Genomic DNA, 19,610 nt, shown 5'->3' on the forward strand with positions numbered 1-19,610 from the left:
GGCCGGGCGGGGCGGCCGGGCGGGGTGGCGGTCAATTCAGCCGGCGCGCGGGGTGCGCACGGCGCGCCGATGCAGCAGTCCGGCTGCAAGCGCCGTCACGGCGACCACCACTGCCAGCGCCATCGCCACGCTGGCGGCGGTGTCCGCGCCGGGCAGGGCGGACGCCTGCTGTCTGGCGTGCACACCCAGCAGCCCCCAGATCGCGGCAAGCGCATACCAGGGATTGCCGCGCAGCTTGACCACCGCGCCCAGCAGCAACACCCCGGCCAGCGCGAACAGCACCAGCGTCCACGGCAACATGCGTTCGGTGGACAGCAACTGGAACGCCACCACCACCTGCGCCAGGTTGAGGAACACCGCCAGCGACACCCAGCCCGCGTGCAGGGAGAGCGGCAGCCATTGCCACCACGGGCCGCGTCGATGCCCCTGCGTATGCGATGCCAGCCACGCTGCACCCAGCAGGCAAACCAGGCTCCCCCAGATGATCGCCAGCGCCAGCCAGAACCATTGCAGGCTGAACACCACCATCCACAACGAGGTCAGCGCGAACCCGGCCGCGGTGAGCAGGCGGATGCGCTGCAGGCGGGTACCGGCCTGACGCACGCGCGCCTGGGCGATCCCGAACACCACGTCCAGCAGGAAGATCGGGCCCCAGATCGAGAACGCGTAACCGGCCGCGACGATCAGGGTGGGGTAGCGATCCGAGATTTCGCCGTTGGTGGGGCCGAACACTCCGGTGTTGGACAGCCAACCCACCAGCGGCATCGCCAGGGCCAGGGCGAGTACGAGGAACCTCACTTGCATTCCCCGTCGAAGCTGTCGGCGCCGGCTTCCGTCTCCGGCCAACGCTGCGGTACGCGCTGGATGCGGGCGACGTCGTACCCCAGCGTGCCAGCGCGCGCCAGCATCGCCTGGTAGTCACTTTCCGGCACGGTGGGCGTTCGCGCCATGTACCACAGGTAGTCGCGCGCATCGCGCACCACCAGCACCTGGCCATAGTCTTCCGCCAGCCAGCCGATCTTGTACTGCGCCTTGAACAGTCCGAAGAAGCGCACCTTCCACTCGGCGTTGCCGGTGCCAGGCACCACCAGGCCGGTGGAGCCGAACAGCTTCACCGGCGCGTCGAAACTGTCGGGCCGGTAGCGATACCAGGTGCAGATATTTCCCTTGCGGTCGAGCCGGTAGGTTTCCACCGGGTTATGACTGCCGCGCTCGAAACGGGTGGGAATGATGCCGATCACGTACCAGCGGCCCATGAACCGCTGCAGATCCACGCTCTGCACGGTGGGGATGGGCGTGCGTGCCTCGGCGCAACCGGTCAGCAGGAGCGCAAGCAGGAGGGGCAGGGCGGAGGCGGCAAGGCTGCGCATGGCGGGAACGGCGGAAGCGGAGGTAGCGCCTGTACGCAGCCGCGGCCCAACCGGATGCAGTGTTGGGGGTGTGGCTGGTCTGGCAGCTGCCGGACGTCGAGCCTCTCGTCCGAGTGTGCAGCACGGCGCGCAGTGCGGCTGCATCCGAATGCCTGCGCCGCGCGTACCCACCCACATCGCGACGACCCGGGATGGTGGGTGATGCTGGAGAAGTACCTCGTTTACGGCGCTACCGGCGGCGTGGGTAGCACCTTGTGCCGCCGCCTTGCCGCAGAGGGGCGCAAGCTGCACCTCGTCGCCCGAGACGCGGATCGGCTGCGTCCGCTTGGCGAAGAACTGGGCGCCAGCTGGAGCGCGGTGGACGTACTTCAAGCCGATGCGATCACTCAGGTCGCCGACGAAGCAGGGGCCACGCTCTCGGGCCTGGCGTACGCTATCGGCAGCATCAACCTGAAGCCGTTCGAGCGGGTCACGGCGGCGGACATGGAGCGCGATTTCCGCCTGAACGCCGTCGGTGCGGCGCTGGCGGTGCAGGCCGCATTGCCGGCGCTGCGGGCGGCGCCGACCCGCGCATCGGTGGTGCTGTTTTCCTCGGTCGCGGCGCAGCGTGGTTTCCCGATGCACGCTTCGATCAGCATGGCCAAGGCGGCGGTCGAAGGCCTGGTGCGCTCGTTGGCGGCGGTGCTGGCGCCGGCGGTGCGCATCAATGCGGTCGCGCTGTCGTTGACCGACACGCCGCTGGCGCAAGGCATGACCAACAACCCGCGCCTGCGGGAATCGATTGCCGCGGCGCACCCGCTTGGGCGGCTCGGAACCGCCGACGATGCTGCCGCAATGGCGGCATTCTTGCTGTCCGCGCAAGCCGACTGGATCACCGGCCAGGTACTGGCGGTCGATGGCGGGCGCGGCGCTGTGGCAGGCAAGTAAGGCCGCCCGATGCCACGCATGCGCAGGAAGCAAGAACTGCCTCAGAAGGCATGCGCCACCTGCGGGCAGCCGTTCCAGTGGCTGCGTAAATGGGCGCGCGACTGGAACGCCGTGCGCTACTGTTCCCGGCGTTGCCGCGGACGTGGTTGAGGCGCCGGCGATGGGCAAAAAGGTATTGCTGGTCGGCGCCACCGGCCTGGTGGGGCAGGGCGTATTGCATGTCTTCCTGCAGGCGCCCGATATCGACCGGGTAACGGCGCTGGTGCGGCGTCCGCTTGCAGTTGGCCACCCCAAGCTTCGGGTCCTGCAGGTGGCCGGGTTCTCGGCCCCAGCACTGGCGACGTTGGATCTTTCCGGTATCGATGCCTGCGTGTATTGCGCCGGGCCGCTGCCGCTGGGGATGTCCGAAGTCAGCTATCGCGAGGCCACCGTCGCCACCCTGTCGCGGGTGGTGGATGCCTACGCGGCGGCCAAACCCGGCGGCTTCATCGCCTACGTCTCCGGCAAGGGCGCCGACGCGCACAGCCGGCTGATGCCCGCGCGGGTCAAGGGCGAGGCCGAGCAGGTGCTGGCCCGTTGCGAGCTGCCACACACCAACGTGCGCCCAGGCGTGGTGCGGCCCGTGGCAGGTGCAATTTCGCCACACCTGCTGCGACGGCGGCTGTATGCGCTGGGCCAGCCGGTGCTGGCAGCAGGCGCGCGGCTGCTGCCTGGCGTGTTTACCACCACCCAGGCAATCGGCGAATGCATGCTGCAACTGGTGCGCGCATCGGGACCGCGGCCGGCGGTGGTGGAGAACATCCGGATCGGCACAACGATGGCGATCCCGCGCGCGCCGGCTGCGCATGGGTAGGACGCAGGGCATCGGGTATTCTCGGGGCCACCGCACCCAGGAGCAGGCCGCATGCAATCCAACGAGGCGCGCGAAGGCTGTGGACTTTGCCGCGACGCGGCGCCGCTGGATTTCGATTTCAGCTATGCCTTCCAGCCGATCGTCAACGTGACCACGCGTGAAGTGTTCGCCCACGAAGCACTGGTGCGCGGGCCGGCAGGCGAGCCGGCGCCCACGGTGCTGTCGCGCATCACCGATGCCAACCGATACCAGTTCGACCAGGCCTGTCGCGGCAAGGCGATCGAGATCGCCTCGCGGCTGGGCATGCAGTCCCAACTGTCGATCAACTTCCTGCCCAACGCCATCTACCGCCCCGAACTGTGCATCCGCTCCACCCTGGTGGCGGCGCGCCAGCACGGCTTCCCGATCGACAGGATCATCTTCGAGACGGTGGAGGGCGAGGAGGTCAACGACGGCAAGTGGCTGTCCGAAGTGCTGCGCGAATACCAGCGGATCGGCTTCCTGACCGCGATCGACGACTTCGGCGCCGGCTTCGCCGGCCTCAATCTGCTGGCCGACTTCCAGCCCGATATCGTCAAACTGGACATGGCGCTGGTGCGCGGGATCGACGCCAACAAGCCACGCCGCGCGATCGTCGCGGGTGTGGCCGCGATCTGCCGCGAGCTGGGCATCCGGGTGATCGCCGAAGGCATCGAAACCGAAGACGAAATGCGCTGCCTGCGTGACCTGGGTGTCGCGCTGATGCAGGGATACTGGTTCGGTCGCCCGCAGTTTGAAGCGTCCACGCCTGCCGAAGCGATCCCATGGCCGCCGTGACGGCGGCCGACCGCGCGCCGGCATCCCGCGAGCTGGTATCCGTCTTCCCTGGCGAAAACCGCTGCAGCCTTGTGCAGCGGGCGGATGCTGCGATGTATCGCGCCAAGAGCGGCGGCCGCAACCGTGTGATGGCGGCAGCCTAGGCTGGATCAGCGCGGCAGCGCGCTCCACGCCGCCAACGCGGCGTCGCGCGACGCCGCGAGGTCGATCATGGGGGCAGGGTAGCCGCAGGCGGCCAGTGCGGACGGATGTCGCCACGGCTCATGGAGCACCTTGGCCGGCAGCGCCGCCAGCTCCGGCAGCCAGCGTTTGAGATAGGCGGCTTCGGGGTCGAACCTTGCCGCCTGCAGGTGCGGGTTGAACACACGAAAATAGGGCGCCGCATCAGCGCCGCAGCCGGCGACCCATTGCCAGCCCAGGGTGTTGTTGGCCAGGTCGGCATCCACCAGCGTGTCCCAGAACCAGCGGGCGCCGTGCTGCCAGTGCTGGCGCAGGTTCTTGGTGAGGAAGCTGGCCACCACCATGCGCACACGGTTGTGCATCCAGCCGGTATGCCAGAGCTCGCGCAGGCCGGCGTCAACCAGCGGGATGCCGGTGCGGCCGCGCTGCCAGCGTTCCAGCAGCGCGTCGTCGGCGGCAGCCCAGCGGAAGCCATCGAAGCGCGGGTTGAAGTTGGCATTCGGCGTGTGCGGGAAGTGGTAGAGCAGGTGGTGGGCGAATTCGCGCCAGCCCAGTTCACGTAGATAGGGCTCCAGATCCGGGTGGCGACGCGCATCGGTGGCCGCCGCCCGGTCCTGCAAAGTGCGCTGGATCTGGCGCGGGGTGATTTCGCCGAAATGGAGATGGGGCGACAGCCGCGAGGTGCCATGACGCGCCGGCAGGTCGCGGCCTTTCGCATAATCCGACACGGCATCATCGGCGAAGATTTCCAGCAGTTCGCGGGCGCCGGCTTCGCCCGGTGTCCAATTGCTGGCCAACCCGTCGTCCCAGCGGATCGTGGGAAGCAGCCCCAGTGCCGCGGTGGGCAGGCTGCCCGGCAGGCGCAGCCATTCGCGCGCCCGCGCTACCGGCAGCGGCCTCGGCTCCGGCAAGCTGGCGCGCAGCTTGCGCCAGTACGGCGTGAACACCCGGTACGGTTGGCTGGCGTCGGTCGCCAGCGTCCAGGGCTCGCTCCAGAGCGCACCAGCATGGCTGTGGACCGCGATGCCATCGGCGCGCAGCGCCGCCTTCAGCACGGTATCGCGGGCGATCCCATCCGGTTCGTGTTGGCGGTTCCAGTGGACGTCGGTGGCACCGGTGGCGCGGACCAGGGCGCGCAGCTGATCCAGGGTGTCCCCGGCCACCAGATGCAGGTCGCCAGCTTGCGCCGCCAGCTGGCCGCGCAGGGCTTCGAGCCCGTGATGCAACCACCAGCGGCTGGCGGCGCCGGGTTCCCAGGGTGCTTGCTCGTGCGGCGCGTGCACAAACACCGGCAACACCCGATCGTGCGCAAGGCAGGCGGCGGTCAACGCCGCATTGTCGGCAAGGCGAAGGTCGTGCCGGAACAGCACCAGGGCCGTGGACATCGGGCTAGGGAACCTGCATTCAACGGGACACGCCATATATACGTTCGAAGCAGCGAATCCGATGCACCTCGTACCAATCTTTACATAATATGCATTCCCCGCCCGGATTCTGCGAAATAAGGCGCTGCGTGCGCCTGTGTTGCCGCCTCCGGGCCTCGCGCGTCCTTGCCGGGTAGGGGAGTAGCTGCCAGCAGCACAACGACCGCTGCCGCGCTTCCTGCGAGCTTTCGCCAGAACGTGATTTCCCTTGCCGATGTGGCGATTTCTGCCCTGTGCGCAGCCACGTACTTTTGCGCATTCCAGCCCAGCAGGTCGCAGCACGCGATTACCGCGTCGTCGTCCATCTTCCGGGTTCCCCGGATGTAGTTGTTGACGCGGGAAAGGCTCATTCCCGTCGCCTCTGCGATGGCCGTTTGGGAGTCACCGAAGCGCCCACGAAGGGCAACAAGCAGCGTTTCTTGCGTGGTCATATCAACACCTGTTGACAGCCGCTACACGGCCGTGTAGAAAGGCTGCGCGCTCAACAGCCGTTGAGCAAGGGCCACGCCACCGGGGCGGGTCGCAGGGCAGGGGGCCGGATTCCCCCTAGGCGAAATCCCCCGCCGCGCCCTGTCCGCCCCGCTGGCCTTCTCTGGGGGGCAGGGCATGTTTAAGGTTTACTCCACGACTGGCGATGCTTGGCAGGAAGAACGCACGTTCTCCGACCACCGCCACGCCGCGCATTTCGCCGCGCAGCTTGAAGCCGCCATTCCGGGCATTCGCTGCGCCGTTCGCCGGGTGCGCTGATGGACGTTCTCGATCTGCTCTTCGCGCTCGCGTTCGTGTCGGTCGCGTTGATCGCTTCCGGCGCTGTTCTGTTCGCAGTTCGCCTGGTTGCCGTGTCGCGTGGCTGAGCGCTTCGTCATCTCGTACGAATACGGCCAGCTGGTGGAGGGCTACAACGCCGCCAGCGATGCATTGCGCTGGGAGCGGCTCAACGCCGGCACAGGTCTGCATAACGCGCACGTCATCGCTACGTTTGCGGCTGAGGCGTCCGAGTGGCAAGCGGCCATGCGTCGTTGCCCTGTGTTCTTGGGGCAGGCGGCATGACCGCGCCCGCCGCTCTTGGACTCCCCGCTACTAACAGGGGAGTCAGTGAAACTGAACGGGTCGGAGTAATCGTTGACTGGTTCGCCGCTTCTGTTGATCTGTTCGCTGTTCTGGAAGCTCGGGACGCCGTAGGCGACCGCTGCGAACTCCTTAACGACCTGAACGGCACGCTTGGCGTGTGCGCTCCTGAGATTGCGCAGCACGTCGCGGCTCACTTCTTCGGTGATCTGTTTCAGCTGTCCGACGTTGGCCGGGGTCGCTTCTATGCATGGGTGGTTCGCCTGTTCAACAGCGCGGGCGACAAGGTAGGGCAGGTCGAATTTGGCGGCACGCACACCAACCGCCAGGACGGCACCGTTACCGCTCGCATCGAATTGACCGGCGACGGTTGCCGCCTCTATGAAACCAGCGGCGGCAGTGACCATGCGCAGCGGTGGTCGCTGCTCGCTTCGCTGCTGGGCCTCTGCGGCGCGCGTCTTACGCGCGTCGATCTGGCGGCAGACGATTTCCGGGGCGCATACCCGATCCAATGGGCGCTTGATCGCTACAACGACGGATCATTCGATAAGCGCGGCCAGCGCCCGAAGGGTCGATTCATTGACGACATGGGCAACGACACCGGCAAGACGTTGTATGTCGGCGTGCGCAAGTCAGAGAACCAGCTGCGCGTGTATGAGAAGGGCAAAGAGCAGGGCGACCCTGCAAGCCCTTGGGTGCGCTACGAGGGCGAATTCCACGCCAGCAATCGGCGCGAGCTTCCCCTCGACATGCTGACCGATGGTGCGCCGTATCTCGTCGGCTGCTATCCGGTGCTGGATTTCGTGGACGGTGTGGGCGAACGGCTCCGCGTTGCTGCCGCACAAGTGCTGGCCAACTGCGTTCGCGCGGTGCGTCATTTCCGCAAGCAATACGGGCCGATGCTCAACGCGCTGCTGCACGCCGCAGGCGGTGATGAAAGCACGCTGCATCGACTGATTCAGGGCACGGCGCGTTCATCGCTGCCGAAGTGGTGCCCGCATCCCGACGAAGCCTCGCAGCTGCTGTCGGCAATCCTTTTCGCGCCGCTTGGCGCACATCAGGGCGACCAGCCCGAAACCAGCCCAAAGGAGGGCACACCATGAAGCTGCAGATTGAAATCACGGCCACGACGGCCACCACCAAGAGCGGCACCACCAAGGCTGGCAAGCCGTGGCAGATCATCGAACAGGGCGGCATGGTCACCTTCCCCAACGGGGAGCGTCGCCGCTCTTCGTTGCAGCTGGAGGCCGACGCGCCCGACCTGCAGCCTGGCATCTACGAACCGAAGGATGACGCGCTGTACCCGGGCGATTTCGGCTCGGTGCAGATCAGTATGCGCGCCAAGAACTGGCAGCGCGTCGATTCCAAGAGCGCCGGGAAGTAAGCCATGCCTCGGGTTCTCGTGTGCATGGACGAAGTGCCCGCGCCTGACGGCTCGTGCGCCGTTTCCGCGTGGCAGGAGCAACCCGCAACCCTTCCGCCTGACCTGACGGTTGAGCAGGTTCAGGCCATCGCACCACACCTCGCGGTTCTGCTGGCCGTCGCGTGGGTGTGGCGTCAACTCGGCCGGCAATTACGTTAAAGGAGTTTCACCAATGGATGTTTCTGAAGCTGTGACCATTCTGGCGGGTCTGACCGCTGCCATCACCCTCATCGGTGCCGCCAAGCTCGCGCCGGCTGCGACCGCCGTGGCCTTCAAGTGGCTGAAGGGTGCCATCTTCGGCTGATAGCCGGGGTGGGAAATGGGGGCGGCGTTGTCGCCCCCTTTTTTTCAATGGGTGATGACATGGGATGGCTTGTGCTATGCGCGTTTTTGCTGGCGCTAAAAATCATGTTCGAGGATTGATCCTCGGCTTCTTGGTCGTGATGTGCGCGTGGCCGATGTTCGCGTCCTCGCAGTCCTCGGGCGGCACGCTGTATGCAACGTCGATCACGGGCACGTCTGCGGGCGGCGCGGGCCTGAGTGGCACGTTGAACATGACCTACGACGCCGCCAGCAAACAGTGGTACTACCAAGCGCCCGTGTCCGTTGGCTGGGGCACACTCGGCAACGCGCTGCGCTCCGCGATGCGCGGCGCTGGCCGCTTCCTGCCCTATGTCGGTCTGGCTATGACTGCCGCCGATCTTGCCGGCTGGGATATGGCCGATGGTTGGTTTAACAAGGGTGATGGCGTTCCTTCGCGCGACATTTCGAACGGCACATCGTTCTGGTGTGCCACTCCTCAAATCGTGATGCTGCCGGCGACGTACTGCACCGAGAATAAGGAGCAGATGCGGACCTTCATGAACGGCCAAAAAATCGGCCCAGCCGATCCGGCCTATGGTCAAACGATTACGCGCGTTCTCGATGGATGGGACGATTCCTTAGTTCTTCAATCCTTGACCGATGGCACGCTTACAGGTTCAGTCACCGTTGCGCGTCAGGTAACGCTCCCCGCTGAATATCGCACGCCGGAATATCGCCCCGCCACCGACGTGACCGAGCTGGAGCTTGTGCAGGCGATGGCGAACCTCGGCCCAGGTGCGCATCACACCATGCTCCATGATTCGAACGGACGCCCGCATATGTTCCCCGAGGTGTACTCGGCCATGCAGGGCACGGCAAACGGCATTGCCAATTCCACCGGCACGAATGTCACCGTTGGCGGCTCTCCGGTTGATCCTACGTCGCCCGACAACCCTGCACCGGTGCCCGGTGCTGATCCGCTCCCCTCGGAGCTTCCCGCCTTCTGTGAGTGGGCGAAAGTGGTTTGCGATTTCATCACTTGGTACAAGGACGAAGGCGAGCCGTTGAAGGACGTTGAGCTGCCTGTAGAAGAGGGCATGGACCCCACCGTTTCATGGTCATCGGGCCAGTCTGCGGGTTCCTGTCCTTCGCCGGAATCCGTCGAGGTCATGGGCACAACTGTGCAGTTCACGTATCAGCCGGTGTGCGATTTTGCGACCTTCGTTCGGCCGATCTTGATCGCGGGTTCTCTCGCTATCGCGGCTTTCATCATCGCCGGTCTGAGGTCCACCAATGATTAGCGCGCTTAAACTCCTGCTTGGTTCACTGCTGGGAAATTTCATCGCTCGGATTCTCACCGGGGCAGGGCTGACCATCGTCACGGGTGCCGTTCTGGTGCCCGTTGTGACCACGGCGCTTGATGCTGCTGCGTCCTCGCTTGGTGGCGTGTCCGGTGACATTCTCGGCGTCGTGAATCTCGGCGGCTTGGGCGAATGCATGTCGATCATCGGCTCGGCAATGCTCACGCGGACGACTATCAACGCGGGCCGCGTTGGTTTGAAGAAGGCGGCTTCTGCATGATCACGATCATTACCGGCCAGCCGGGCAACGGCAAAACGCTGATGGCGATGGACCTGATGCGCTTGGAATATGAGCGCAATGCCGAAGCGGTGAAGCAGGGCAAGGAGCAGCCCCGCCGCTTCTTCTCCAACGTCGCCGGGGCCACGACCGAAGAGAACCCGCAGGCGTTCCCGTGGGTCGAGCGCATGCCCGATCACAACGATTGGACGAAGCTGCCGCGCGGCTCTTTCGTGCAGCTGGATGAGGCGCATTCGGACGGCCAGACTCCGGGGCTAGAGCGATACGGCAACCTCTTTCCCTCAACCGGCAAGCCGGGGGAATCCAACGATCCGCGCATTCGGGCCATGTCCACGCACCGGCACGGCGGCTACGATCTGCAGCTTGTGACGCAGTGGCCGTCGAAGATTCATCATCAGGTGCGCACGCTCGCCGGCCTTCATGTGCACATGTCGCGCGCCTTCGGTCTGGAGCGTGCCGGCGTGTTGAAGTGGACGCGCGTGCAGGCTGACCCCTACGACGAAGCCCAGCGCGAAAAGGCCGAGGAGGAAATCTGGAAGTTCCCGACCGACCTCTATTGCCGTTACACGTCCGCTACGCTGCACACGTCCAGCCACAAGTTCAGGGTTCCGCCAACGATCTGGAAAGGGCTTTCGGTCTTGGTCGCGGCCATCATCATTGGCTGGGTCTTTCTGTCGTGGATCAAGGGCCGCACCGCCGTTGCCGTGGACAAGGCAAAGCAGGCAGGCGCGCAGCCGTTGGGGCCGGGGCGCGCAGCGCCGGCCACGGCTGCGCCTCCTGTTGTCGTACCTGAAACTGCACCGGCTACCGGTCGATATTTCGCGCTGACAGCGCCCCCTGTGCCCAACATCGTGGGGTACATCGACAGCCCGAAAGGTTGCCGCATGTGGGGCGACAATGGGCGGCAGCTGGACATCCCTACCGATGAATGCCGGCGCTTGGTCGCGCAAGGTCTGCCCATCCATTTCTTGCAGGAAGAGCGGGGCAGGCGTTCAGATCGCAAGGACAAGGACGCTCCCGATATGAACCCTGCGCAGCCTGTTGCGGCTGGCACGTCAACCGGCTTCGGCACGCTCGCGGCGTACGGCTCGCTCGGTGTTGGTGGTGGGGCTGATGCTGCGCCTGTCGTCCAGCCTGTTACCGTGGGCGATTCCTAGATTCAGATGTTCCAAAACTGCAACGACGATTACCCGACGAACGGCACTTGACAATTCGAAAAGGCCAATAAAAGCCTTTAGAATCAAATAGTTACAGAATGTCAAGTTTCATCCGACGAACGGCATTCACCCCATAATTGCAACGATGGCTCCGGGGTCTTGACCCTGTGCGCCTTGCGCACGCTGACGCTCCACGCTTCATGCCCGCTTGCGGGCCTGCGCAGCAGACCCACGCCAACCGCTCCTAGGCCAGCCCGTCGAACCGTTCGCGGGCTGCGAGTCGCACCACCTGGGCGGGTTGCGGACATGGCCGGCGCATGCCGGCGCGGGCCTGTTCTTCCCATAGCAGGCCCAGCAGCCTTTCCGGCGTGATTCGGCCAGCGCGGCCGGGCGCAATCAGGAATCGGCCGGAGAACCGCCAGCCGTTCCAGCCTTCCCACGTCAACCGGAACTTGTTCTCTGCGATCCGCAGGGCGTGGTCGCGGGGCGATTCGGTCTGGCAGTGCCAGCAGATCACGGTCATACGGTCATGGCCTCCAAGTGCGGGCCAGCGACCTTGCTGGAGAACTTCCAGCGCAGCCATAGGAGAACGTCGCCAATCAGGGTCAGGGTTCCCCTACGCCACGCTGACATAATATGCATTATGCGAAGTTTCGCAATGCGGGCTGGTAGGCATTTCCTGACCAGCTGGCAGCTGGTTGCCCTATGGCTGCGATGGAAGTTCTCCCGTAGACCTTCCGGCCCCGACTACATCGAGGCTTTCGCATGTTGAGCGACACAGAACCACGTCCCTGCCACGTCCTGGGCAAGAGGCCGCCGCCGTGCGCTGAGGCGCACTACCGGCGGATCATCGACAACCACGTGACATTGCATGGCCCGTGGGCCGGCTGGCGGCTTGCCGGGCGCGATCTAGTCTCGCCCGATGGCGAGCGGATCAACCCGCAGCGGCTGCGCGGTCTGCTGTTCCGGCAAGACGCCGAGGCCCGCATTGCAACGGCGCGTGCCAGGGAAAGAAAACCCGTCGTGTTGCCGGCGCGGGAACGGTTCGGCGGGCTGGCCTAGAATGGGCCCATGGGGAAATCAGATCCGGCTTGGAGCCTCACGAATATCGTAGGCGCGGGGATCATGCTGATCGTGCTGATCGGCAGCGCGGCCGGCATTACGCAGATCGCGTCACGAAAAAAACCGCCGGTGCGCCCCGCCCCCGCACCCGAAGCGCCCAGGCAAAGCCTCGATACGGCCCGGATTCAGCGAGAACGCGACGAAGCGATGCGGCAGCTGAGGGAGCTTCGAGCGAAGGTTGCGGCTGAGCGCACTGCCGAAAAACACCAGGACGCCAAATGCATCGGCGGCGTTGTATTCGCCACGGTGGACGGCGAGCTGCGAAACGTCGGCACCTGCAGGTAAGAGCGGGTCGGCAGGAGGACGCCAGAGGCGTGCGCTTCGCGCGCGCTACGCGCAGAGCGTGAAGCGTGACCGCAGGGGCGAGCCCCTGCACCCCTGGGCGACATGAGGGTGTGCGAACATCCATTATCGTGACGCGTCACATATAGCTAAATGTCATTAGACATTCGTGACGAGTCACGTTATTATGGTTCCGTCACCAGGAGAAGCCAGTCATGCGCGATGCACTCGACCCCGGCACCATCGAAATGCCCCTGCAGCGCAAGCGTGGCCGGCCGGCTAAATACTCATTCGGGGCGATGACGCCCGCAGAGCGCGCGAAGTCGTACCGCGAGAATCGCAAGCTGGAGGCGAGACAGGCCCTGCCCTGCATCATCCTGGACGCAGACAATCCCGTGCGGGATGCAGCGATCCTCGACGCGCTGCGCAAGGCAGTAGCCGCTGGCGATGCCAGGGCGATCCATGAACTGACCGGTGAGCTGCGCGCACGCTATCCAAATGCGTGACGCGTGATGGAATTGCAGGGGGCCGACCGCCGCCCGACCGCTCAAAATCGCGGACGGTCAGCGGCCGGCCTGCAGTCAGTAGGTGGCGGAGATTGCAATCGGTTTCTGAGGCGAGCCGTCGCGCATGATGCCGTAGCTGGCAATCGGCTCGGCTGAAGACGCACGGCCAACTGATGGCTGGACAACTGCCTTGGGCGAAGGCGCAGGCGTCATGGGGAGCGGTGCAGCGCCCTGCCCTTGCGCAACCACGCGGTAAGGGTTGTAAACCTGTCCACGCGCCGCGAGGCGCCGGCATTCGGGCTCGCTGATGTCGTAGGTCGTGGCCTGCTCGGTCAGGCACGTGCAGCTGCCGTCGGCATGGTCGCCGTTGGCGTCCTTGCCTGGCTTGCTGGACATGCAGAAGAGCTGGGGATCGGCAACGACGTTGCGCTGATCGAAGACGGGGGCGGTCCAGGGCATCGTGGCGAACCTAGGCAAATGGGCCTTGGCGTAATCAGCGGCGCTTTCCCACTTGGGGGCGCTGGGGTCGCTGGAAGCCTGGGCAGCTCCTGCAGGAGATAGAAGCGAGCCGCGGCGCGTGGAGTGATCGGCCGATTGCTCGGCGATCTTGCCGGTGAAATACCACTTGAGGGCGAGCAGCACGACAACGAGGAACACGACGCCCAGGGCGAGCCAGCGCAGCCAGGTCGGAATATGCCGCTTGGTCGTGATCTTGGTGGTACTGGTGTAGAAATCGAAAACGTACTTCGGGCGAAGCCAGTCGATTACATCGTTGCAGGCGCCGTTTACGTTGCCCTGGTACTGGTTCCAGCGCTTGAGCTTGGTCTTGCTGCGAAGAACGCTGGTCTGGCGAACGTGAATGTGTTGCTCATAAAGGCCACGAAGGAACGGATCGAGCTGCAGGCCCTGCTGGGCGATGAGAACGAAATCGAAGCCTCGGTGCCGATGCCTGGCCATCGCTTCGACGTGATCCGGCACCTTGGCGCCGGGGTTGCGGTTCGGAAAGACGGTGTAGCACTCATCGAGCAGGACGACGGATCCATCGGGCAAGTCCTGCCACTTCTCCGGATCGGCGAGGAAATGAAAGCCGGCGCGCTGGTAATCGAAGTCCTTGATGCCGGAAGCGTAAATCTCGCGGCCTTCCTTTTTCAGCTGGAACGCGTGGTCGATGGCCCACGCGGTTTTGCCGTGGCCAGGCTGGCCGGTGACCAGAATCATGCCCATTACGGATTCGTCCCGATCTTGGAGAGGATGACGCGCTGCGCCCTCACGGCGACAGCGGCGGAGAGGATGAGCGTCACGGCCTTATCGAATGCCAGGGCGCCGGCATAGGCCATGAGGACGCTGGGAAGGCCCCCGAAATAGCCCTGTACGAAGCCTTTAAGCGCGGGCAGCGCGACTTCGTTGGTTACCAGGGCAATGCCGAACGTGAGCAACACACGGCCGAGGATGCCGGGCAAATACTGGCGCAGGGCGCCGATGAGGGCGGCGACAAGCGCGCCAATGATCGCGGGCATGGCTTACCCCTTGGCGAGGATGTAGGCCGAGACGTAGGCGGCGCCGATCATCACGATAGCGGCCATCATCCCGATGAAGTTGCAGAAATACGACGGAGGCGATGCGAGCGCCTTGGCAAATGCGGAGCCGAGGCCATCACCGCCGCCACCGCCCATGATGGCGGGGCAAGAACCGGCACCGCCCAGCCATCCGCTGGAATCAAGGTCATTGGTGGAAAGGGTCTTGGTCTGAACACCCTTGATGTCGTCAGCGTTCTGCCCTGCGCCGGGGTCTTGGCTCATGCCGTCAACCTTTGTCCAACCAGGCTGTTCGCCCTCGCCCTTGTCACCCTTGGCGAGCTTCTCCAGCGCGCAGGTGCCGCGCCACTGCTGCAGCAGCTGCGCGTACTCCATCGCGTCGCACTTCTCGCCAGTGCAAACAGGGATCGCAGAGCATGAGCCACCGCTGATGTTGGTATTGCGCCGGGTGTTGCAGTCGATGCGCCACTGGATGCGAGCTTGGCCGCAAAGGATCGCGTCGCCACTGCAAGCGGGGGGAGCGCTGCAGTTGTCGCCGCCAGAAAAATATTTTTCTTCGTCGCCCTCGTCCTTGTCTGTATCGCCATCCTTTTTGCAAGAGCCGTCAGCGCCTTTGGTTTGGCCGGCGGGGCAAGAGTCCTGCACGCAGCTGCCGTCAGGGCCCTTGATTTGGCCGGCTGAGCAGGTGTTGCCGTCTTTTTTGCACTGACCGGTTTCGTCAATGAACATGCCGACAGGACACTGATCCTTGCATTCACCAGTTACGGGGTCTTTGCTTTGATTGGTGGTGCATTCAGGGCGCGGAGGGTGGCACATGCCAGTGCCGGGCGAGAGATACCAGCCAGGCAAATCGCAAGTCGGGGTTACCGAGCAATGATTCCCGGCCTCATCGCCAATAAAGGTGCCGGAGGCGGTGCCATCGCCGTTGTTGTAATGCATGTACTGACAGCCATCGTTGCAGCCAATGGCGCCGTTGGGGATGTATTGCCCGGTAGAGGATTCGGAGGATCGAGGGATATCGGCACGCGAAGAGCAGGATTTCATGCATTGATTGGTAATGCTGTTCCTGATCTGGCCGGAGGGGCAAGAACAAGTGTTGGTGTTGTTATCCCACGATGTGCCGGCAGGACACGCAACAGACCAAGAGCGCCAAGCGGTAATCTGATGCCCGCTTACAGTGTTGATAAGGTAACCAATGATGCCACCGCCCGATCCATCAAGTTGCGGATCGGAATAGCCAACTTCAGATCTGACGCCGCCGTACTGATCGTTCGCCCACCAGATCGATGCAGCTTTGACGCCCTGATATGCAGTCTCACGCGAAGGACAAGAAAAATAGGATGAAACAGCGGATTCCACTAAACAGTAAGGATGAGGGTTAGTCTGCGCGCGCACATCACCAAGGCTAAACCAACCAAGAACGGCGGCAACAAAAAGGAGAGCGAGGCGGCGAACAAGCGCGCGCTTGAACAGTTCGGCGATGCTCATCAGCCGCTCAGCGCCAGCCAGAGGGAGCCGAGCAGCCCCAGCATTACGAAGTAACCCGCGTATTCCATTGGCCTGCCCCTTTGAGAAAGCGGGGCCGGTTGCCCGGCCCCGTGGTGAAACGCGAACGGAACGATTAGCCGCCCGCGGCGCGCTGGGCCTTCTTGATCAACACGACGATGCCGGTCAGCGCCAGCACACCGACGCCGATGAGCGTCATTTCGGCGGTGTCCAGGGCGCCGGTGACGGCGGTCGCGAGGTCGCCGGCCGAGGCGTTGCCGGCGAACAGCAGGGCGGCGGGGACGGCAGCCAGGGCGCCGAAGGCGGTCTTGAAGCGGGACACGTTGTTCATGGGAAAAACTCCTGTGGATTAGCCGCTGGCCGCTGCCCGGCGGGATTGCCGGATCATGTGGCCCAAACCCCATAGACCTCCAATAGCTGCGGAGATGTAGAGGGCGTCTTCGATGCTCATCGGCGGCGGAAACGATGAAGCAACAGACCAGAACGGCGCGGCGCAGGTCTGCGTTGCCGCGTTGAAGTCGGCGGCGAGGCAATGCATGACAAGAACCGGCTCGATCATGATTTTTGCTCAGGCGCCCGCCGCAAGCGACGGTCGCCCCTTGGGTCAGCGCTTGGGTGCGGGAGCGCCGATGGAGACGAGCGGAAGACGGCGAGCGAGCTTCAAATCGCCGAAGTCACCGACGCTGATAGCGTCGTCCAGGTCGACGGTGTATTCGCCCAGCGGGAAAGGATCGTCCTTGCCCAAATCAAGGCGGATGCGTTGCCGGAAGCGAGCGCATTCGGCGGTAGCTTCCTGCGTGCGGATGACGCCGGAGCGGTCGCCCTTGCTCCATTTTTTTTCGTTGACGTCGATGCTGGTGATGGTGAGTTTCATGGCTATGCGGCCTCTTCCAGGGATTGAGATAGTTGGGTTCGAACAAGTGCATGGAGGTCGCCAGAGACGTGCTTAAATCGTCCAGGGCGACCGGGCCGGACGACGTGTTCCATGAGGTATTCGACGGCGGTATCGCCGAGTGCATCCATGACCAGGTGCAAGGCGGTGCCGGCCTGCGTGCGAAGGAATCGCACCATCGCTTTCGCGCTGGCGTTGACCATGCGTTCCTTGACCATGAGGCGTTCCGCCTCACCGACGACGTAGGCGGCGAGCGCCGGGTAAGCGCCCGCGAAGTATTTGCCGGGGTTGCGGAGCGCATCGAGCGGGAGATCGAGGCGCTTGGCGTAAAGCCGCAGCTCGCAACGCGTGTGCTTGGATTCCGGGTCGCCGAGCTGCTTGCCCTTTTCGTACACGTTTAGCTGCTTGTGGCCTTTCTGACCGACATAGAAGCTGCAGCCCTTGCCGCTGCCCATGTCGCTGATGAATTGAGGGGTCGGGGGTCGGCCGTTCATGGTGAAAGCGCCCTGGTCGTAGAGATCGAGAAAGGTCTGGATATCGAAGGTTTCGCCGGTCAGGTCATCGACGGCGATGTCGAGGCGGGTAATGCGCCCGCCGATGGCTTCAAGGTTCGCGGCGACGCTGGGCCAATGCGGGACGTGTTGGCAGCCCTGCCCCGTCAAGGAAATGCACATGCGGCCGTCTTCTCCGACGCCGATACGGCCGGCAACGGTGCCGGTTTCATCGACCATGACCGCGCTGTACGGGTAGAAATTGAACGGGCGATCAGTGAGCGGCCCAACGGCAATGCGCGGGCCAGTCTCAAACAGGGCGCGGAGAACTTCGGTGGGCGGGCGCTTGCGTAGGAAATCGAGCGCTTTTTCGCCGTCGAGGACGACAGTGCAGAAGTCGATGATCGGGGTGCTGAGGCTACCGGGGGACTTTTGGCCCGTGTTACTACCCGGGCCAACCGGCGCGGTTGCCGGCTCGGAGCGGTGAAAAGTGCCGTCAGCGGCCATTGGCGGGCTCCTGCAGGAACATGGGGCAGGCGCGCATGAGGTCGCACCACTGGCTGCGCTCGCGCAGGAGGGCCGGCGAGGCTTCGCCGGTGGGGGAAGTAAGGATCGAAGCGGCAACGTCGCGCTGCGTTGCCTGGAAGCCCTCAACGAGCTGGCCGAATGCATGGGAAATGACGAAGGCCATGTCAGCGGTTCCGGCCCGCGAGCTGCCACCACACGACGACGGCGAACAGGACGCCAAGGCAGAAACCCATTGCCAGGGCGGCGTGAAAGACGGAGGCGATATCGGGTTGCACGTCCATCACGCCAGAACCTCGGCCCACTCCTGGGCGGATTCGGCATGGCGCTGCGCCGTGGCGTGGAAGTGCGCGGCGGCGGCTTCGTCGCCGGCCTGGTCGTACTTGTCGGCGAGACGGCGCGCCGCTTCGGTGGCGCGACCCAGCCAAGCGATATGACTGCGGATTTCCTGCTTGCTCATGCCCTGCCCCTTTGCTGGAGCCCCCGGCGTTGGCCCGGCCCCGCACCGGGCGGGGTTCGGTGACCAGCGCCGGGGGCGTGGTCGGTGGTCAGCACCACCGGGGCGGAGGGCGCGGCGGGGGACGTCGCCTAGGGAGTACCGGCTCCCTGCCCTTGGCCCGCCCCGGTGGCGTGGCCGATGTCTATAGGTCTATAGACAGGCAAGGAGTAAAGTCATCCATAGATGCCTTGTCAACAGGTGGGCGCGATGAATGCTGTAAATAAAATGCTTGACACCGTGCGGGAAAGCTGCTCCCTCAACTCAGACGGAGCTCTGGCCGAAGCCTTGGGCGTGTCGCGTCAGCTGGTCTCGCAATGGCGGAAAGGGGCGAATCCACTTTCTGACGAACGAATCGCGCAGATCGCGAAGTTGGGCAAGCTGGATGCGGGAGCGTGGACTGTCCTGGTCAATGCCGAACAGGCGCGCGGGGAGGCGAAGAAATCATGGGCCTCGATCATTAAGCGATTGGGCATCGCATCGCTTCTTGGCTTGCTGGTGACCTTCCCTTCCCTGGCTTACACAAGCTCGAAGGGTCACGAAACCGCAGATCACGCGGTATGCATTATGCGAAGTTAGAGATGGATGCTATGGCCTCGACTGAACGGTGATCGGTCGACCACATTGGGCACCGCACTAATGAATGCCCCGCGTACGCACTTAACGTGTACATCTGGTGCAGTCATAGGTGTACATCGAATCTCCCCACGCACAAAGGCGTATACACACGTGCGACTTCCGTAGGGTTGGGTGCCCACTTATCCCTAAGACGAATAGCTTGTCCGTCTTGGCCATGACGCCATTTCCGGGTTCTACCCCGAAATCACGGACGGTTGTGAAAGAGCTGAGAACTTCTGATCCTGCCTGGCGACCCTACGTCGCATCCTCGGGTTGTGGAATCGCTCGATGTATTCGAACACATCGGACCTTGCAGCATCGAGTGTCGGATACGTCATGCGGTAAACGCGCTCGCGCTTGAGCAGGCCGAAGAAGCCTTCGCAGGCTGCGTTGTCACCGCAATGCCCCACCGCGCTCATCGAGCACACCAACGCGTTGGTCGCCAAGTAACGCAGGTAATCGCCGCTCCGGAACTGGCTGCCACGATCCGAATGAAGGATCACCGGGTGGCTGCCTT

General features: G+C 64.2%; 31 protein-coding genes. 16 read left to right on the plus strand and 15 right to left on the minus strand.

What is annotated here, in order from left to right; all coding sequences use genetic code 11:
* Positions 1–36: 36 nt before the first annotated feature.
* A complete protein-coding gene (locus tag G582_RS0109750; RefSeq protein ID WP_038053642.1) occupies positions 37–798 on the minus strand; it encodes a hypothetical protein in 762 nt (253 codons plus the stop codon).
* On the minus strand, positions 795–1,370 hold the full coding sequence (locus tag G582_RS0109755; RefSeq protein ID WP_051247101.1) for a lipocalin family protein: 576 nt from the start codon (positions 1,368–1,370) through the stop codon (positions 795–797). The genes G582_RS0109750 and G582_RS0109755 overlap by 4 nt, the downstream gene beginning before the upstream one ends.
* Before the next feature lie 132 nt (positions 1,371–1,502).
* Between G582_RS0109755 and G582_RS0109760 the strand changes: the two genes are divergently transcribed.
* From G582_RS0109760 to G582_RS17945, 5 genes are read left to right on the plus strand one after another with little or no spacing between them, the layout of a single operon-like run.
* Positions 1,503–2,297, plus strand: coding sequence for an SDR family NAD(P)-dependent oxidoreductase (locus G582_RS0109760; protein ID WP_248642752.1), 795 nt, complete (start codon positions 1,503–1,505; stop codon positions 2,295–2,297).
* An 18-nt stretch (positions 2,298–2,315) separates the two neighbouring features.
* On the plus strand, positions 2,316–2,447 hold the full coding sequence (locus G582_RS17555) for a DUF2256 domain-containing protein (RefSeq protein WP_211219340.1): 132 nt from the start codon (positions 2,316–2,318) through the stop codon (positions 2,445–2,447).
* A 10-nt stretch (positions 2,448–2,457) separates the two neighbouring features.
* Complete coding sequence (locus G582_RS16185) at positions 2,458–3,150, plus strand: Rossmann-fold NAD(P)-binding domain-containing protein (protein WP_051247103.1); 693 nt, start codon at positions 2,458–2,460, stop codon at positions 3,148–3,150.
* A gap of 51 nt (positions 3,151–3,201) precedes the next feature.
* Positions 3,202–3,966, plus strand: coding sequence for an EAL domain-containing protein (locus tag G582_RS0109770; protein WP_028839686.1), 765 nt, complete (start codon positions 3,202–3,204; stop codon positions 3,964–3,966).
* A complete protein-coding gene (locus G582_RS17945; protein WP_156880405.1) occupies positions 3,954–4,109 on the plus strand; it encodes a hypothetical protein in 156 nt (51 codons plus the stop codon). Before G582_RS0109770 ends, G582_RS17945 begins: the two co-directional genes overlap by 13 nt.
* A gap of 6 nt (positions 4,110–4,115) precedes the next feature.
* Here G582_RS17945 and G582_RS0109780 read toward each other — a convergent pair whose 3' ends face one another.
* Both G582_RS0109780 and G582_RS0109785 read right to left on the minus strand, forming a co-directional pair.
* Complete coding sequence (locus G582_RS0109780; RefSeq protein WP_028839687.1) at positions 4,116–5,531, minus strand: cryptochrome/photolyase family protein; 1,416 nt, start codon at positions 5,529–5,531, stop codon at positions 4,116–4,118.
* Positions 5,532–5,611: 80 nt separating this feature from the next.
* The gene (locus G582_RS0109785) at positions 5,612–6,001 is read right to left on the minus strand and encodes a helix-turn-helix domain-containing protein (protein WP_028839688.1); all 390 of its coding nucleotides are present in this window, start codon (positions 5,999–6,001) and stop codon (positions 5,612–5,614) included.
* A 415-nt stretch (positions 6,002–6,416) separates the two neighbouring features.
* Here G582_RS0109785 and G582_RS0109795 point away from each other — a divergent pair, with 415 nt between their 5' ends.
* The 7 genes from G582_RS0109795 to G582_RS16195 all read left to right on the plus strand — a co-directional run bounded on the left by G582_RS0109795 (position 6,417) and on the right by G582_RS16195 (position 11,120).
* Positions 6,417–6,620, plus strand: coding sequence for a hypothetical protein (locus tag G582_RS0109795; RefSeq protein ID WP_028839689.1), 204 nt, complete (start codon positions 6,417–6,419; stop codon positions 6,618–6,620).
* Positions 6,617–7,741 carry a replication initiation factor domain-containing protein gene (locus G582_RS16190; RefSeq protein WP_083961139.1) on the plus strand — a complete coding sequence of 375 codons (1,125 nt, stop codon included), beginning with the start codon at positions 6,617–6,619 and terminating at the stop codon, positions 7,739–7,741. The genes G582_RS0109795 and G582_RS16190 overlap by 4 nt, the downstream gene beginning before the upstream one ends.
* Positions 7,738–8,022: a single-stranded DNA-binding protein gene (locus G582_RS0109805; protein ID WP_028839690.1), complete on the plus strand. Its 285-nt coding sequence runs from the start codon at positions 7,738–7,740 to the stop codon at positions 8,020–8,022. Before G582_RS16190 ends, G582_RS0109805 begins: the two co-directional genes overlap by 4 nt.
* 211 nt (positions 8,023–8,233) lie before the next feature.
* Positions 8,234–8,365 carry a major capsid protein gene (locus tag G582_RS18460; RefSeq protein WP_248642753.1) on the plus strand — a complete coding sequence of 44 codons (132 nt, stop codon included), beginning with the start codon at positions 8,234–8,236 and terminating at the stop codon, positions 8,363–8,365.
* Between the two features lie 76 nt (positions 8,366–8,441).
* Positions 8,442–9,665, plus strand: coding sequence for a virulence factor TspB C-terminal domain-related protein (locus G582_RS0109820; RefSeq protein WP_169380608.1), 1,224 nt, complete (start codon positions 8,442–8,444; stop codon positions 9,663–9,665).
* A complete protein-coding gene (locus tag G582_RS0109825) occupies positions 9,658–9,945 on the plus strand; it encodes a DUF2523 family protein (protein WP_028839693.1) in 288 nt (95 codons plus the stop codon). Before G582_RS0109820 ends, G582_RS0109825 begins: the two co-directional genes overlap by 8 nt.
* Entirely contained in the window at positions 9,942–11,120 is a 1,179-nt protein-coding gene (locus G582_RS16195; protein WP_051247108.1) for a zonular occludens toxin domain-containing protein, read from the plus strand. The genes G582_RS0109825 and G582_RS16195 overlap by 4 nt, the downstream gene beginning before the upstream one ends.
* Before the next feature lie 244 nt (positions 11,121–11,364).
* Here G582_RS16195 and G582_RS0109835 read toward each other — a convergent pair whose 3' ends face one another.
* Positions 11,365–11,703 (minus strand): hypothetical protein, encoded by a 339-nt coding sequence (locus G582_RS0109835; RefSeq protein ID WP_156880409.1) that lies wholly within the window; start codon positions 11,701–11,703, stop codon positions 11,365–11,367.
* A 182-nt stretch (positions 11,704–11,885) separates the two neighbouring features.
* Between G582_RS0109835 and G582_RS0109845 the strand changes: the two genes are divergently transcribed.
* The 3 genes from G582_RS0109845 (at position 11,886) to G582_RS0109855 (ending at position 13,030) form a co-directional block, all read left to right on the plus strand.
* Positions 11,886–12,182, plus strand: coding sequence for a DUF3653 domain-containing protein (locus tag G582_RS0109845; protein WP_028839695.1), 297 nt, complete (start codon positions 11,886–11,888; stop codon positions 12,180–12,182).
* 63 nt (positions 12,183–12,245) lie between these two features.
* Positions 12,246–12,527, plus strand: a complete 282-nt coding sequence (locus tag G582_RS0109850; RefSeq protein ID WP_156880411.1) for a hypothetical protein — start codon at positions 12,246–12,248, stop codon at positions 12,525–12,527.
* 212 nt (positions 12,528–12,739) lie between these two features.
* A complete protein-coding gene (locus G582_RS0109855; protein WP_028839697.1) occupies positions 12,740–13,030 on the plus strand; it encodes a hypothetical protein in 291 nt (96 codons plus the stop codon).
* 75 nt (positions 13,031–13,105) lie between these two features.
* On the opposite strand, the gene G582_RS16200 is transcribed toward G582_RS0109855, so the two are convergent.
* The 9 genes from G582_RS16200 to G582_RS17955 all read right to left on the minus strand — a co-directional run bounded on the left by G582_RS16200 (position 13,106) and on the right by G582_RS17955 (position 18,439).
* On the minus strand, positions 13,106–14,248 hold the full coding sequence (locus tag G582_RS16200) for a zonular occludens toxin domain-containing protein (RefSeq protein ID WP_248642754.1): 1,143 nt from the start codon (positions 14,246–14,248) through the stop codon (positions 13,106–13,108).
* A 5-nt stretch (positions 14,249–14,253) separates the two neighbouring features.
* Positions 14,254–14,547, minus strand: a complete 294-nt coding sequence (locus G582_RS0109865) for a DUF2523 family protein (RefSeq protein WP_028839698.1) — start codon at positions 14,545–14,547, stop codon at positions 14,254–14,256.
* 3 nt (positions 14,548–14,550) lie between these two features.
* Complete coding sequence (locus G582_RS17950; protein ID WP_156880413.1) at positions 14,551–16,053, minus strand: hypothetical protein; 1,503 nt, start codon at positions 16,051–16,053, stop codon at positions 14,551–14,553.
* A gap of 133 nt (positions 16,054–16,186) precedes the next feature.
* Positions 16,187–16,402: a hypothetical protein gene (locus tag G582_RS0109880; RefSeq protein ID WP_028839700.1), complete on the minus strand. Its 216-nt coding sequence runs from the start codon at positions 16,400–16,402 to the stop codon at positions 16,187–16,189.
* An 18-nt stretch (positions 16,403–16,420) separates the two neighbouring features.
* On the minus strand, positions 16,421–16,630 hold the full coding sequence (locus G582_RS0109885; RefSeq protein ID WP_028839701.1) for a hypothetical protein: 210 nt from the start codon (positions 16,628–16,630) through the stop codon (positions 16,421–16,423).
* 45 nt (positions 16,631–16,675) lie between these two features.
* Positions 16,676–16,945, minus strand: coding sequence for a single-stranded DNA-binding protein (locus tag G582_RS0109890; protein ID WP_028839702.1), 270 nt, complete (start codon positions 16,943–16,945; stop codon positions 16,676–16,678).
* Between the two features lie 2 nt (positions 16,946–16,947).
* Positions 16,948–17,961: a replication initiation factor domain-containing protein gene (locus tag G582_RS0109895; RefSeq protein WP_028839703.1), complete on the minus strand. Its 1,014-nt coding sequence runs from the start codon at positions 17,959–17,961 to the stop codon at positions 16,948–16,950.
* A complete protein-coding gene (locus G582_RS18185; protein WP_028839704.1) occupies positions 17,951–18,145 on the minus strand; it encodes a hypothetical protein in 195 nt (64 codons plus the stop codon). The genes G582_RS0109895 and G582_RS18185 overlap by 11 nt, the downstream gene beginning before the upstream one ends.
* A gap of 117 nt (positions 18,146–18,262) precedes the next feature.
* Positions 18,263–18,439 (minus strand): hypothetical protein, encoded by a 177-nt coding sequence (locus G582_RS17955; protein WP_156880417.1) that lies wholly within the window; start codon positions 18,437–18,439, stop codon positions 18,263–18,265.
* 246 nt (positions 18,440–18,685) lie between these two features.
* Between G582_RS17955 and G582_RS17960 the strand changes: the two genes are divergently transcribed.
* Positions 18,686–19,054, plus strand: a complete 369-nt coding sequence (locus tag G582_RS17960) for a helix-turn-helix domain-containing protein (RefSeq protein ID WP_169380610.1) — start codon at positions 18,686–18,688, stop codon at positions 19,052–19,054.
* 233 nt (positions 19,055–19,287) lie between these two features.
* On the opposite strand, the gene G582_RS0109920 is transcribed toward G582_RS17960, so the two are convergent.
* Positions 19,288–19,610: IS3 family transposase (locus tag G582_RS0109920; RefSeq protein WP_028839705.1), on the minus strand; the 323-nt coding region annotated here is incomplete at its 5' end.

The sequence above is a fragment of the Thermomonas fusca DSM 15424 genome (assembly GCF_000423885.1).
Classification (GTDB): domain Bacteria; phylum Pseudomonadota; class Gammaproteobacteria; order Xanthomonadales; family Xanthomonadaceae; genus Thermomonas; species Thermomonas fusca.

Coding starts and splice junctions, on each gene's coding strand:
- G582_RS0109755 (WP_051247101.1), bottom strand. CDS start 1,370: ATGCGCAGCCTTGCCGCCTCCGCCCTGCCCCTCCTGCTTGCGCTCCTG.
- G582_RS17555 (WP_211219340.1), top strand. CDS start 2,316: ATGCGCAGGAAGCAAGAACTGCCTCAGAAGGCATGCGCCACCTGCGGG.
- G582_RS16185 (WP_051247103.1), top strand. CDS start 2,458: ATGGGCAAAAAGGTATTGCTGGTCGGCGCCACCGGCCTGGTGGGGCAG.
- G582_RS0109770 (WP_028839686.1), top strand. CDS start 3,202: ATGCAATCCAACGAGGCGCGCGAAGGCTGTGGACTTTGCCGCGACGCG.
- G582_RS17945 (WP_156880405.1), top strand. CDS start 3,954: ATGGCCGCCGTGACGGCGGCCGACCGCGCGCCGGCATCCCGCGAGCTG.
- G582_RS0109780 (WP_028839687.1), bottom strand. CDS start 5,531: ATGTCCACGGCCCTGGTGCTGTTCCGGCACGACCTTCGCCTTGCCGAC.
- G582_RS0109785 (WP_028839688.1), bottom strand. CDS start 6,001: ATGACCACGCAAGAAACGCTGCTTGTTGCCCTTCGTGGGCGCTTCGGT.
- G582_RS16190 (WP_083961139.1), top strand. CDS start 6,617: ATGACCGCGCCCGCCGCTCTTGGACTCCCCGCTACTAACAGGGGAGTC.
- G582_RS0109805 (WP_028839690.1), top strand. CDS start 7,738: ATGAAGCTGCAGATTGAAATCACGGCCACGACGGCCACCACCAAGAGC.
- G582_RS18460 (WP_248642753.1), top strand. CDS start 8,234: ATGGATGTTTCTGAAGCTGTGACCATTCTGGCGGGTCTGACCGCTGCC.
- G582_RS0109820 (WP_169380608.1), top strand. CDS start 8,442: ATGCGCGTTTTTGCTGGCGCTAAAAATCATGTTCGAGGATTGATCCTC.
- G582_RS0109825 (WP_028839693.1), top strand. CDS start 9,658: ATGATTAGCGCGCTTAAACTCCTGCTTGGTTCACTGCTGGGAAATTTC.
- G582_RS16195 (WP_051247108.1), top strand. CDS start 9,942: ATGATCACGATCATTACCGGCCAGCCGGGCAACGGCAAAACGCTGATG.
- G582_RS0109835 (WP_156880409.1), bottom strand. CDS start 11,703: ATGGCTGCGCTGGAAGTTCTCCAGCAAGGTCGCTGGCCCGCACTTGGA.
- G582_RS0109845 (WP_028839695.1), top strand. CDS start 11,886: ATGTTGAGCGACACAGAACCACGTCCCTGCCACGTCCTGGGCAAGAGG.
- G582_RS0109850 (WP_156880411.1), top strand. CDS start 12,246: ATGCTGATCGTGCTGATCGGCAGCGCGGCCGGCATTACGCAGATCGCG.
- G582_RS0109855 (WP_028839697.1), top strand. CDS start 12,740: ATGCGCGATGCACTCGACCCCGGCACCATCGAAATGCCCCTGCAGCGC.
- G582_RS16200 (WP_248642754.1), bottom strand. CDS start 14,248: ATGATTCTGGTCACCGGCCAGCCTGGCCACGGCAAAACCGCGTGGGCC.
- G582_RS0109865 (WP_028839698.1), bottom strand. CDS start 14,547: ATGCCCGCGATCATTGGCGCGCTTGTCGCCGCCCTCATCGGCGCCCTG.
- G582_RS17950 (WP_156880413.1), bottom strand. CDS start 16,053: ATGAGCATCGCCGAACTGTTCAAGCGCGCGCTTGTTCGCCGCCTCGCT.
- G582_RS0109880 (WP_028839700.1), bottom strand. CDS start 16,402: ATGAACAACGTGTCCCGCTTCAAGACCGCCTTCGGCGCCCTGGCTGCC.
- G582_RS0109885 (WP_028839701.1), bottom strand. CDS start 16,630: ATGATCGAGCCGGTTCTTGTCATGCATTGCCTCGCCGCCGACTTCAAC.
- G582_RS0109890 (WP_028839702.1), bottom strand. CDS start 16,945: ATGAAACTCACCATCACCAGCATCGACGTCAACGAAAAAAAATGGAGC.
- G582_RS0109895 (WP_028839703.1), bottom strand. CDS start 17,961: ATGGCCGCTGACGGCACTTTTCACCGCTCCGAGCCGGCAACCGCGCCG.
- G582_RS18185 (WP_028839704.1), bottom strand. CDS start 18,145: ATGGCCTTCGTCATTTCCCATGCATTCGGCCAGCTCGTTGAGGGCTTC.
- G582_RS17955 (WP_156880417.1), bottom strand. CDS start 18,439: ATGAGCAAGCAGGAAATCCGCAGTCATATCGCTTGGCTGGGTCGCGCC.
- G582_RS17960 (WP_169380610.1), top strand. CDS start 18,686: ATGAATGCTGTAAATAAAATGCTTGACACCGTGCGGGAAAGCTGCTCC.